Source organism: Kutzneria kofuensis, from assembly GCF_014203355.1.
GTDB lineage: Bacteria > Actinomycetota > Actinomycetes > Mycobacteriales > Pseudonocardiaceae > Kutzneria > Kutzneria kofuensis.
The window spans coordinates 253,190-265,289 of sequence record NZ_JACHIR010000003.1 but is presented as its reverse complement, the minus strand read 5'-3'; the positions used below and the strand labels follow the sequence as shown (position 1 = coordinate 265,289).

Genomic DNA, 12,100 nt, shown 5'->3' with positions numbered 1-12,100 from the left:
TGCCGCGTGGCCGTGATGCTCGACGACAAGTACATCCACGACCGGCACACCATGCACCGGTGGCTGCGGTCGCAGGCGCCGATCTGCGAGGCCGTGTTGCCGGACGGGCGGCGGGTGTGGCTGATCAGCCGGTACGCCGACGTTCTTGCCGCCCTCACGCCGTCACCGGCGGTGCCGGTGCCGGGTGACGTCGACGCCGTCCTGGCCCGGCTGGACGGCGACTTCGACCTGCTGGCGGACTTCGCCCGGCCCGTCGCCGGCGACAACGCGGTCGCGCACCTGATCGCCAACGGCGTGGTCGACCTGCTCCGGCATCCCGAGCAGGTCGGGGTGAACGTGGCCGAGCTCTCCCGGCACGACGGCCCCTACGGCATGGCGCTGCGCACCGCGCACGAGACGATCAGCCTGGCCGGCGTCGACATCGAGGCCGGCGAGACGATCGCCGTGCTGGTCGGCTCGGCCAACCGCGACCCGGTGATGTTCGACCGGCCCGACGAGCTCGATCTCGGCCGCAACACCACCGGCCACCTCACGCTCGGCGATCACGAGGAGCTGGTCGGGGCCGCGATCACCAAGCTGCGCCAACGGTTCCCGAACCTGGCGCTGAGCGGCGAGCCGACCCGCCTCGACGACGTGGTCATCAACGGCTACGCGACCGTGCCGGTCAATGCGGGCCAGGTCGGTCCGGCGCCGCAGTCCCGGTGAACAGATGCCCCCGACACCGTGAGCGGATATCGCCAGGCCGGCGAGAACGCGAGTCCCGCTCTCGGGCTGGCGAGTCCCGTCCTCGGGCCCACCCATCCACGCAACCACGCTGAAAAATGCCCGAGGGCGGGACTCGGCGCGGTGCCCGAGAGCGGGACTCGCGCCACCCGGAGCCGCCGACCCGACACCGCCCCCGACCCACACCATGCTTGCCCGAGTGCGGGATTCGCCGGGTTCCGTCAACTCCACCGTGCCGGCGCCCACTCGCAATGTCAGCCAGCGCCCGGGGGCCGCCGACACCTCCAACGGTGTCAACCGAACAGGCGCGCGACCGGCCACGCACCGGAGGCGGTATTGCCCACCACAGTCCGGACGAACGCGCCGGACGGATCGCACACCGACCGGAACGACACGCCCGGGTCATAGCCCTCCACGAGCACCACATCGGACGACTCGTGCAGCCAGAACCCGAGACCGTAGCGGCGCGCCGATTCCGTGTGGACGCTGCGGGGCCGAACCATCTCGTCCACCCACTTCGCCGACACGATGCGGCCGGTGAAGAAGGCCCGCCACAGCGCGTGGAAGTCGGCTGCGGTGGTGTAGATGCCGCCGTCGCCGTTGCCGCGCACTGGAAGCTGGAACACGTTGGTGCGCAAGCCATCCCGGTCGAGGTAGCCGAGCGCCGTCCGGCGGTCCGGCTCGTCGGTGCGCAGGAACGCGGTGTCGGCCATGCCGGCCGGTGCGCACACCCGTCGCGCCACCAGGTCGTGGAACGGCACGCCGCTGGTCCGCTCCGCGATGAGGGCCAGCACCACGAAGGCGCCGTTGTTGTAGCGGAAGTCCGTGCCGGGCGGGAACTTCATCGGATGGCCGTCGAGGACGGGCACGTACTGCTCGGTCGTCTCCAGGTCCTGGGCCGGCAACGGCAGTGACGGGTCGCTGTGCTCGTCGTAGTAGTCGCCGATGCCGGAACGGTGAGCCAGCAGCTGCTCGACCGTCACGGCGTCGTCGATCAACGGCAGGTCCGCGCCCAGCACGGACCGTGCCGTCGTCGACAGGTCGAGGGTGCCGTCCTCGACCAGGCTCATGACCGTCAGCGCCGTCAACGGCTTGGTGCCGCTGGCGATCGCGAACCGGGTGTCCACAGTGTTCGGAACGCCCAGCCCGCGATGCGCCAGGCCGTACGCGCGCTCGAACACCGTCGTGCCGGCCTCATCCAGCCGCACCACGCCCGAGAACGACGTCGCCGCCGCGACCCGGTCGATCTCGGCCCCCAGTTCGTCCATCGGGCCAGGATAGTCAGCCGAGCCGGGCCGCCAGCTGGTTCATGTCGTCCACGAACCAGATGTGCCTGCCCCGGTTGGACTCCCGCACATACGCCCGCAGCGGCTCGCTGGCCGCGAGGTGTTCGCCGAGGTCACCGACCACGGCGAGGGTGCGGCCGTAGCCGATGAACTTCTGCGTGAAGTGCCCCAGCAGGGTGGTCCGCAGGTCGAACACGCCGTCCGCGAACCGCTCCACCGGGATCGACACCAGCGTCACGGACTGCCCCCAGAGCTGCCCGATGATGTCGACCGCGTCCTGCTCGGTCGACACCTTCGGGCCGTCCGGCGCCAGCACGTACACCTTCGTCCCGTCGATGTCGATCAGGCCGTCAGTCATGGAGGAACCCTCCGATCCGCTCGGCCTGGTCCGGCAGCATGTGTCCCGCGCCCGACAGCGTCACCACGGTGGCGTGCGGCGCGGCGGCGGCCAGCCGCCGCCGGGTGGCCCGCGAGTCGAGCAGCTCGTCCTGGTCGCCGACGATCACCAGCAGCGGCATCGTCAGCAGCCGCAGCCTGGCCGTCGGGAACAGGGGCATGATCAGCCGCGGCCGGAAGTGCTGGAACACCATGCGCACGTACTTCTCCCCCGGCGACGTGGGCTCCGGCTGCTTGCGCCCGAGCAGCCGGCCGAGGAAGAACGCCGCCATCTTGCCGAACCGCTGCCGTCCGATACCGCCGGGCACCGTCAGCACCATGCGGGAGATCCGTCCCGGCCGGCGCGTGGCGTAGTCGATCGCGAACCACGCGCCCAGCGACGTGGCGACGACCTGTACCTCGGTCAGCCCCAGCCCCGCCAGCACGTCGTCCAGCCACTCGCCGTAGGCCGGAGAGCCCAAGGGCGGTCGCGACGGGGCGCTCAGGCCCGGCTCGCCGATGACGTCCACGGCGTACAGCCGGAACCGGTCCGCCAGCCGGCCCACCGTCGACATCCAGGTCAGCGTGTTGCCGCCCGAGCCGTGCAGCAACAGCACCGGTGGGCCGGTCTCCGTTCCCGACACCATGACGAAGGTGTCGCCGTGCCGGGTCGGCAGCGTGCGGCGGTCGGCCGGGACCGGCCAGTGCGCCAGCCACTCCTCGTACTGGCGACGAATCCGGTGGCCCCCGGCCTCGGTCTTGTAGATCGTGGCGGTCACGTCTCCCCCTCCGCGAGCAGTGCGACCCACCGCAGCAGCTCCGCGGTGGTGGTCAGGTCCCCCAGGACGATGAGCTTCAGCCGGCCGCGGACCTCGTCGTAGGCCGTCTCGATCCGCAGCGGCCGCTCCTGGTAGCCGCGCGTGTTGGCGGCCCCCACCGCGCCCATCGCGATCCGGCCGGCGTCCTCCCGGCTGATCGCGTCGATCTCGACGATGCTCGACACCTCGACGTGCCGGGTGCGCCGGACCTTGGACTCGGCGCCGGTGAAGGCGTCGAGGTCGTCGCGGGCGATCCGGTACTGCTTGCCGATCCGCACGGCCTTGAGCCGCCCCTCCCGCACGTAGTTGCGGACGGTGCGCACGTGCAGGCCCAGCAGGTCCGCGACCTGCTCGACCGAGTACATCTCCTGGGACACGTGGGGCAGAATACCTCATCCTTCCCCATCTGCAATCAAATAGGGACGGATAGGGAAGGATAAGGTAGTGTCCGCAGCAGGCCGAGTGCGATCTCGGGCCGCGGCGCGGGCGCGGAGGCGCGCCCATGAGGCGCCGAAAAGGCCGCCCGCACAGCAGCGAGGCCGCGGGGGGCGTGTGCCCCGCGGCCTCGCTGTCGTATTCGGCTATTGGCGCCGACCGCTCGGGCAAAGTAAATCGCCTGAACTAACGCGGCCGACGAAAAAGGGGAAGAATGTCGTGACCGGGCGGGCGCGGCGGCTACGCCGACCCGGTCATCTCACGCCACGGTGACGTTCGTCAGCGACAACTCGGTCTGGCGGCCGTTGTCGTCCCAGATGACGTCGAAAATCCAGATGTTGCCGGGCTTGCTCGGCGTCACGTTCGGCACCGTGAAGTCGGCTTCCCCGGATTTCGGATCGACGCTCGCGGTGATGAGCGTGTTGGGCGCGTGGCCCATCCCCGTGGAGTGGGCGAGCCACAGTTGGACGGCGGTCACCTGTGGCGCGTACGCGGTGTTGAACTTCCAGGTCGCGTGGACCTGCTGGCCCGGAACGAAAGTCGTCGTGGACAGGGTGGCGTCCGTGACGACGTCCGACAGCGACGGCGGGTTGGCGTGCGCTGCCCCGGCGGAGAGGGCGATGACGGCGGCGGCGGACGCGGCGAGAACGCCGGCCCGGCGAAGGTACTGCATTTTCTTGCCCCCAGTGACAAGGCGACTGTACCTCATTATTCGAGCAGACTCGATTCAGTGGCGCAAGGCGGAGAGACCCAGCACACACCCACGTATACATTTATGAATCGGCCAGCTCACCGGAGGTCTAGAACAATCAATTCCTTTTCGTCACCCGTTTGCCGGCAGCCAGCGGGTGTCCGTCGTCAGTTCGTGCAGAATCTCCGGTACGGGCGTGACACCGATTCCCGGGCCGGTCGGCACGCGGACGTGCCCGTTCTCCAGCGTGAAGGGCTCGGTCACGTCCCGGTGGTAGTACCGGTCGGACGCCGAGGTGTCGCCCGGCAGGGTGAACCCGGGCAGCGAGGCCAGCGCCAGGTTGGCCGCCCGCCCGATGCCGGTCTCCAGCATGCCGCCGCACCACACGGGCACCCCGTGGGCCCGGCAGACGTCGTGCACCCGGCGGGACTCCAGGTAGCCGCCGACCCGGCCGGGCTTGATGTTGACGATCGAGCACGCGCCGAGGCTGATCGCGTCGGCCGCGACCTTGGCCGAGGTGATCGACTCGTCCAGGCAGATCGGGGTGCGCACCTGCCGGGCCAGCTGGGCATGGCCGAGCAGGTCGTCCTCGGGCAGCGGCTGCTCGATCAGCAGCAGGTCGAAGTCGTCCAGCTTGGCCAGCTGCCGGGCGTCGCCGACGGTGTAGGCGGTGTTGGCGTCGACCTGCAGCGGGATGGCGTCGCCGAACCGCTCCCGCACCGCGCGCACCGGCTCCACGTCCCAGCCGGGCTCGATCTTCAGCTTGATCCGCACGTAGCCCTGGTCGAGATAGCCGGCCACGGCGTCGAGCAGCTGCGGGATCGTGTCCATGATGCCGACCGACACCCCGGAGGCGACCCGATCCACAGCCCCGCCGAGATAGCGGGCCAGCGACAGGTCGAGCGAGCGCAGCTCCGCGTCCAGGAAAGCCGTTTCCAGCGCGGCTTTCGCCATCTGGTGCCCGTGGAACCGTTGCATGGCACGGGAAACCGCGTGAACGTCCGGATCGGACAGTGCGGCCACCTCCGGGAACAGCACGTGCTCGATCACATGGGCCGCCGCGTCCACGTATTCCGGCGAATACACCGGCGCCGCCATCGCCACGCACTCCGACCAGCCCTCGGCCTGATCGGTGACCAGCCGCAGCAGCAACAGGTCCCGGCGGTCCTCGCTGCCGAACGACGTCCGGAACGTGCCCACCAGCGGCAGCGACGCCCAGCGCAGCTCAAGGCCCTCGATCTTCACGCGTCCTCCCCGCGGTCCAGCAGATACCCACCCTCACGGCTGAATCCCGTGATCACGGCGCCGTCGGCGAGCAGGCCGCCGAGCACGTCCCGCACCGCGAGCCGCCAGCGCAGCGCCGTCTCCGGCCGCGCCTTGCGGACGGCGTAGATGTCCGACGGGATGCGGACTTCCACGTAGCGGCCCTTGATCTCGCCCGGCACCGGCCGCTCGTCGCCGGCGATGTCCAGCGCCACCAAGGCTTCCGGCGCGCGCTCGGCCGGATTCCCGTCCAGTGCCCGCGCCACCGTCGGATCGGCGAGATCCCATTCCACCAGCAGGCGGTCGCTCTCGTCGCCGGCGTTCAGCTCGTCCGGCATGTCGCCGTAGAAGGACTCCAGGTACACGCGGCCGCGCGCGCCCAGCTTGGCCAGGTTGAAGTGCGCGTTGCGGGACACCAGCGGATCGAACGTCCAGCCGATCGTGCGGACGCCGATGTCCAGCGCCCATGCGCGCTGGTGCGTCTTGAGCGCGAACCCGACACCGCGGATCTGGCCGTCCGGCAGCACGCCGGTCACGTGCGAGTGCAGGCTGCGGGTGTTCGGCGGGCCGAAGAACGCCACCGTTGCGCCGACCATCTGCTCGCCGCGATACGCCGCCGCCACATAGTTGTCGACGTGGGCGAGCACGCGCAGCCACTCCACGGTCACCACGGGCATCGTCGGATCCGGCCGCCACACCTTGTTGCACAGAGCGGCGATCTGCTCCAGCTCGGGTAACTCGTGCGGCATCCGCACGGTCACGCCGGCAAGCTCGGCCGCGGACTCGGCGCGCCGGCGCGCCGCCTCGTGGACTTCCGTCGCCGCCTCGATCATCCGTCATGCCTAGCACAGAAAACGCGGACCGAGCAGTGACCGTCGGGCCCGACCGGGAGATCCGGCGTTGATCACGGACCGGCGACGCGCCCGGGAGCGGGATCCACGCCCGCCGCCACGGCCGGGATGGGACACTGGGGGCATGGACAGACTGGTCCTGGAGGCCGCCTGGTGAGTGTATTAGGCATTCCCGATCCGGATGGCACTCTCGCCCCGTGCCCGGGCTGTGGCCACGCGACCGTGGTCGCGACCACCAGCACCGGCGCGGAGCGGTTGCACTGCGGGACGTACGAGCCCGTGTGCCGCCCGACCCGGCCCGCCACCCGGGCGGCCCGCTTGTTCGATCGTTTGGCCAAGCTCGTCGGAGGTGCCCCTCGTCACTAGTCGGTCGGAACATCGACCGATGCGGAACGAGACACGGCGCCGTCCCAGTGTGGACGGCGCCGTGTTTCGCGTTCACCAGGCGACGGGCAGCGACTCCGGGCCCCGCAGCAGGCCGCCCTTCTTGAACACGACTTCGCTCGGCGGCACCGCCAGCCGCAGCCGGGGCAGCCGGCGCACCAGCTCCGTCAGCGCGGTGTTGAGTTCCAGCCGCGCCAGCGGCGCGCCGAGGCAGTGGTGCGCGCCGTGACCGAACGCGATGTGCGGGTTGGCTTCGCGGTCGAAGTCCAGCTCGTCACCGTGCCGGAAGACCTCCTCGTCCCGGTTGGCCGCGGCGATCTGCATGACGACGCTCTCGCCCGCGCGCACCAGCGTGCCGCCGACCTCGACGTCCTCCTTGGCGATGCGGGCGAACGTCACGACACCCAGCGGCGTCAGGCGCAGCAGCTCCTCGACCGCCGACGGAACCAGGTCGGGATCGTCGACCAGGCGCTGCCACAACTCGCGCTGGGTCAGCAGCGTGAAGACGTGGCCGGAGAGCTGGTTGGCCGTGGTCTCGTGGCCGGCCGACAGGATCGTCGTACCGAGGGAGACCATTTCCTCCTCGGTCAGCCGGCCGTCCTCGTCACGGGCGGTCACCAGGGTGCTGATGAGGTCGTCGGCCGGCCGCTTCGCGCGCTCGGCGGCCAGTCCGGCCAGGAACTCCCGCAGCGCGGTGGTGGCCGCGACGATCTCGTCGATGCTCGCGCCCGAGATCGCACTGGCCGTGGTCGACCACTCGTGGAACTCGTCCCGCTGGTCCTCGGGCACGCCGAGCAGCTCGCTGATGGTGGTGACCGACATCGGCAGCGCGAGCTCGGCGACGAGGTCCGCGCTCGTCCTGCCGTCGGTCATCCGCCGCAGCAGGTCGTCGATGATCGCGGCCACCCGTGGCCGCAGCCGTTCGACGTTGCGCGCGGTGAACGCCTTGGCCACCACGCGGCGCACCCGGCTGTGCTCGGGCGGGTCCATGGCCAGGATGTTTGTCGTCGACTCGATCATGGGCATGGTCCGCGGGATGTCCCGACCCAGCGCCGCCGCCCGGCTGAACCGCGGGTCGGCCAGCACCAGCTTGACGTCGGTCAGCCGGGTCGCCAGCCAGGCCTGGCCGCCGTAGGGCATCTCCAGCCGCGCCAGCCCGGACGCGCGGCGGAACTCCCCGTATTCCGGCGCGAGCTCCAGGGCCGGCGCCTCGGGAAACGGGTACGGGCACGCCGTCAGTTCACCGGTGGTCACAATATTCCCCTCAGTAGTTAAACGCCGTTAACCACCCAGGAGTCTATCGGGAAGTTAGCACCGTTTACTCAATGGGGGGCGAAGTGTGCCCGATCGGCCGGGAGGCGGGCGGCCGTGGCCGCCGCCCGCGTCCGCTACAGCGAGATGCCGCGGGCCCGCGCCACGTCCGCCACCGTCTGGCGGATGCGCAGGATCTGCGCGCCGGTCAGGTCCGGGACCTCGACGAGCAGCGCCTCCGTCAACTCCGCGCCGAACCCGGACGTCGAGCCGCTCGAGCCGCCGGAGCCGCCCCGGCCTGCCGACCGCCCGGTCCGCCGCACGTCGACGGCCTTCAGGCCCCGGTCGCCCTCCTCGATCTGGAATTCGACCGTGGTGCCCGGCTTGAACACCGACTTGTCCTCGCTGAGGTCGTTCGCGTGCACAAAAACGTCCTCGCTGCCGGAATCCGGCGCGATGAACCCGAAGCCCCGCACGTCGTCGAACCGCAGCACCCGCCCTGTCGCCACACCCACCAACTCTCGCCTCGATCAACCGTCAACCGGCGACTGTACCGTTCCGGAGATCGACGGTGAGTCGCCGGTCGGCCACCGAGCGTCCGACCTCCAGCACGTGCCCGCCGGCCGCGTCGCGCCAGCCGCCGTCCCGCCACACCTGCGCCGACCGGCGCGGCACCGTGATCACCGCGGTGGCCCGCCGCCCCGGCTCGGCGGTCACCGACGCGAAGCCGGCCAGCCAGCGCGCCGGCCGCTCGGAATCGGCCTCCGCCGGCGCCAGATAGGCCTGCACGACCTCCCGTCCCGCCCGCGCACCGGCATTCCGAACGACAATGGTCGCGGTGCCGAGAATGTGCTCGTCGTCGGCCGGCGCGAATTCGGCGGATTCGTACTCCCAGTCCGTGTAGCCGATTCCGTGGCCGAACCAGTACGCCGGTTCCACGTCGCCGCGCTGCCAGGCCCGGTAGCCGATGAACACGCCCTCGTCGTAGCGGAGCGCGCCGTCGGTCGGCGTCACGTTCAGCACGGGAGCGTCCTCGGTCCGCTTCGGCCACGTCGTCGGCAGCCGGCCGCCCGGCTCCCGCACGCCCCGGAGCACGTCCGCCAGCGCGGCGCCGGCCGCCTGGCCCGGGAACCACGTCAGCAGCACCGCCGCCACGTCGTCCGCCCACGGCATCTCCACCGGCGAACCGGCGTTCACCACCACGATCGTGCGCGGATTCGCCGCCGCCACGCGCCGTACCAACTCGTCCTGCGGGCCGGGCAGCGCCAGCGTCGTGCGGTCGAAGCCCTCGCTCTCGCTCTGGTCCGTCGTGCCGACCACGACCACCGCCACATCGGCGTCCCGCGCGACAGCGACCGCCCGCTCGATGCGCCGCTCCGGGTCCGCCTCGGGGCCGCTGTGGCCCAGCGTGAGGGCGATCCAGACGTACTTGTTGATGCCGCGTTCCAACCCCAGCGGCGTGAGCCGGAAACTCACCTGGACCGGTTCCCCCGCCGGCAGGTCGATGTCGAACCGGTGTTCCTGGGGGTTCAGGATCGCCGTGAACGGGTCGTCGCCCGCCGGCATGTTCGAGTCCTCGAACAGGACCGTGTCGCCGACGGTGAGCCGGACCTGGCCGAGGCCGATGAAGCCGAACGTCTGCTTGCCCGTCTCGACCGGCGTGAACGTGCCGGCGATCTCCACCGACCGCACCCGCTTCGGGTCGACGCCTTGCGGCGCCTCGCCGATCCAGCGGATCTCGCCGCGCTCCAGCGGCCCGGTCGCCACCTCGACACCGTTGCCGTCGAGCGCGATCCAGCGGAGATCTGCGTTGTCTCCCAACGGAGGCAGCTGCGTGCGCGGGTCCGCGCCGAGTTCGTACGTCACGTCCGGGAACGCCTGCCGCAGGCCGTCCAGCGGCGAGATCACCTCGGCCGGGAACACCACCGCGCTGCCGCCGCCGAGGATCCGGGCGTCCTTCGCCGCGCCGCCGAGGACCGCCACCTTGGCCGCCTTCGTTGCGTCCAGTGGGAGCAGATCCGCCCTGTTGTGCAGCAACACGAACGACCGCGCCGCCACCTCGCAGGCCAGGCCGTCACCGGCGATCGGCTCCGGCAGCGTTGCCACTGCCGGCTCGAAGCCGTCCAGAATTCCCACCCGCGCCGCCAGCAGCAGCACTCGCCGCACCATCGCGTCGACGGCCTCCTCCGGCACTCGGCCGTCACGGACCGCCTGCGCCAGATCCGGGCCGAACGGCGTGATCGGGCCCGGCATCGCCACGTCCAGCCCGCCCAGCGCGGCGCGTTCGGTGTGCCGGGTAGCCGTCCAGTCCGAGACGATGAACCCGTCGAATCCCCATTCGTCGCGCAGGATTCCGTTCTGCAGCGGGCCGTGCTCGGTCATCGTCGCGCCGTTGACCGAGTTGTACGCCGCCATCACGCCCCAGGGCCGCGCCTGCTTCACGATGATCTCGAACGGCGCCAGGTACAGCTCCCGCAGCGTGCGGTCGTCGGCCCGGACATCCACTGTGTACCGCTGCGTCTCCGAGTCGTTGGCCACGAAGTGCTTCACCGTCGTCGCCACGCCGCCGTCCTGCACGCCCCGCACGTAACCCGCCCCCACCAGGCCCGTCAGCAGCGGATCCTCCGAGTAGCACTCGAAATGCCGGCCGCCCAGCGGCGTCCGGTGCAGGTTCACCGTCGGCGCCAGCAACACGTGCACTCCCTTGCGGCGGGCCTCCTGCGCCAGCAGCCTTCCCACGCTCCGCGCCAGCTCCGGATCCCAACACGCCGCCAGCGCCGTCGGGCTCGGCAGCGCCACCGACGGGTCGTCCGGCGTCTGCCTCGTCCCCCGCACCCCGATCGGCCCGTCCGACATCACCAGCGAGGCCAGCCCGATCGCCGGCACCGCCGGCAGCGACCACCGGTCCTGCCCCGCCAGCAGGGCGGCCTTCGTGTCAAGATCCAGCCGCTTGATCAGCTCGTCGAGATCCATGCGCCCACCCTGCCACGACCGTCCACCACGGCCGGCCGTCCAGCAGCCGCACGAGCCGGAACAACCGTCGAATCCTGCCCTCGTCCCGCAGCACATGCCAGAACAACGCGACCGTCAGTCGGCGCACGGTCGGCCGGTCAGCCTCCGCCGGCGGAAAGTCGAAGTCCGGATCGGGCTCGATCCCGACCAACTGCAAGCCCACGGACAGCGGGATCGTCCGCAGGCCCTCCGTCCGGTCCGCCACGTACACCCATCGGCACATCGCCTGGAGCACCGTGATCTGGTTGGCGGGGCGGCGGAACAGCCGGCACACGGCCCACACGACCGCGTTCAGTTGCTGCACGCTCCCGGTGCGGCCGATCCGCTCCAGGTGAGCCAGGGACTCCGTCGGCGATCTGAGTCCGTACGGCAGCCCGTACACCATCGCTGCCGTGGTCTTCCGCCACACGCCGGTGCGCGACTCGATCCACCAGTCGAGGCAGACGGCACCTCCGCCGGATGCTGCACCAGCACCACGAGCCACCCGCCGGCTTTCTTGACGGCCCCACACACCTCGGTGAAATCGAACTCCGCGAAGGGCTGCCGCGCATGCCACACGTAGCCGACGCCGGACTTGAGGTTGCGGTTGCGTTCCTCCTTGAGGGAGCGGGGCGGATTCAGGTGGGCGATGCCGTTCGGACTTCTCTTGTCGAGCAGCCGGAGCGCGGCGATGTACCACCCGTTGCCGTTGCCGGAGAGCAGCACCACCTGGCGTCGTTCCAGCCGCCATTCCGCCTCGTCGATCCCGTGGCGCTCGACGAAGAACTCCCCCGCGGCCGCCACCTCGTCCGGGGTCGGGCCGCCGGAGACCAGCTCCGGCTCGACCGGACCGCTGGTGGCGTGCAGGTGTTGGTGCTCGTGGTGATGCTGCTCCACACCGCCGTTGATGGTGTTGGCCTGAACCACCGCGTGGTGATCGCCGGTGGCCTCGTTGGTGGCCGTGCTGTCCGGAGCGGCTTTGGTCGGGATGAACTTCTCGTCCCGCAGATCCACCGGTTCGGCCATGTGCGC

Annotated in this window: 13 protein-coding genes; 1 reads left to right on the top strand and 12 read right to left on the bottom strand. The window is 70.8% G+C overall.

Features of this window, described 5'->3' with window-relative positions; all coding sequences use genetic code 11:
- The first annotated feature begins 6 nt into the window (after positions 1–6).
- A complete protein-coding gene (locus tag BJ998_RS43440; protein WP_184870007.1) occupies positions 7–705 on the top strand; it encodes a cytochrome P450 family protein in 699 nt (232 codons plus the stop codon).
- A 311-nt stretch (positions 706–1,016) separates the two neighbouring features.
- Here BJ998_RS43440 and BJ998_RS43435 read toward each other — a convergent pair whose 3' ends face one another.
- The 12 genes from BJ998_RS43435 to BJ998_RS43380 form a co-directional block, all read right to left on the bottom strand.
- Positions 1,017–1,991 carry a serine hydrolase domain-containing protein gene (locus BJ998_RS43435; protein ID WP_184870006.1) on the bottom strand — a complete coding sequence of 325 codons (975 nt, stop codon included), beginning with the start codon at positions 1,989–1,991 and terminating at the stop codon, positions 1,017–1,019.
- Between the two features lie 13 nt (positions 1,992–2,004).
- Positions 2,005–2,367 (bottom strand): DUF4180 domain-containing protein, encoded by a 363-nt coding sequence (locus BJ998_RS43430; protein ID WP_184870005.1) that lies wholly within the window; start codon positions 2,365–2,367, stop codon positions 2,005–2,007.
- A complete protein-coding gene (locus BJ998_RS48890) occupies positions 2,360–3,163 on the bottom strand; it encodes an alpha/beta fold hydrolase (RefSeq protein ID WP_312890666.1) in 804 nt (267 codons plus the stop codon). Before BJ998_RS48890 ends, BJ998_RS43430 begins: the two co-directional genes overlap by 8 nt.
- Positions 3,160–3,579, bottom strand: a complete 420-nt coding sequence (locus tag BJ998_RS43420) for a helix-turn-helix domain-containing protein (protein ID WP_184870003.1) — start codon at positions 3,577–3,579, stop codon at positions 3,160–3,162. The genes BJ998_RS48890 and BJ998_RS43420 overlap by 4 nt, the downstream gene beginning before the upstream one ends.
- A gap of 317 nt (positions 3,580–3,896) precedes the next feature.
- Positions 3,897–4,310, bottom strand: a complete 414-nt coding sequence (locus BJ998_RS43415; RefSeq protein WP_184870002.1) for a hypothetical protein — start codon at positions 4,308–4,310, stop codon at positions 3,897–3,899.
- A 150-nt stretch (positions 4,311–4,460) separates the two neighbouring features.
- The gene (gene menC / locus BJ998_RS43410) at positions 4,461–5,573 is read right to left on the bottom strand and encodes an o-succinylbenzoate synthase (RefSeq protein WP_184870001.1); all 1,113 of its coding nucleotides are present in this window, start codon (positions 5,571–5,573) and stop codon (positions 4,461–4,463) included.
- Complete coding sequence (locus BJ998_RS43405; RefSeq protein WP_184870000.1) at positions 5,570–6,424, bottom strand: GNAT family N-acetyltransferase; 855 nt, start codon at positions 6,422–6,424, stop codon at positions 5,570–5,572. Before BJ998_RS43405 ends, menC begins: the two co-directional genes overlap by 4 nt.
- Positions 6,425–6,880: 456 nt before the next feature.
- On the bottom strand, positions 6,881–8,080 hold the full coding sequence (locus tag BJ998_RS43400) for a cytochrome P450 (RefSeq protein ID WP_312890665.1): 1,200 nt from the start codon (positions 8,078–8,080) through the stop codon (positions 6,881–6,883).
- Between the two features lie 134 nt (positions 8,081–8,214).
- Complete coding sequence (locus BJ998_RS43395; protein WP_184869999.1) at positions 8,215–8,586, bottom strand: cold-shock protein; 372 nt, start codon at positions 8,584–8,586, stop codon at positions 8,215–8,217.
- Between the two features lie 28 nt (positions 8,587–8,614).
- Positions 8,615–11,050 carry a beta-glucosidase family protein gene (locus BJ998_RS43390; RefSeq protein ID WP_184869998.1) on the bottom strand — a complete coding sequence of 812 codons (2,436 nt, stop codon included), beginning with the start codon at positions 11,048–11,050 and terminating at the stop codon, positions 8,615–8,617.
- The gene (locus BJ998_RS43385) at positions 11,013–11,393 is read right to left on the bottom strand and encodes a hypothetical protein (protein WP_184869997.1); all 381 of its coding nucleotides are present in this window, start codon (positions 11,391–11,393) and stop codon (positions 11,013–11,015) included. The genes BJ998_RS43390 and BJ998_RS43385 overlap by 38 nt, the downstream gene beginning before the upstream one ends.
- Entirely contained in the window at positions 11,381–12,094 is a 714-nt protein-coding gene (locus tag BJ998_RS43380; RefSeq protein ID WP_184869996.1) for a hypothetical protein, read from the bottom strand. The genes BJ998_RS43385 and BJ998_RS43380 overlap by 13 nt, the downstream gene beginning before the upstream one ends.
- Positions 12,095–12,100: the final 6 nt, after the last annotated feature.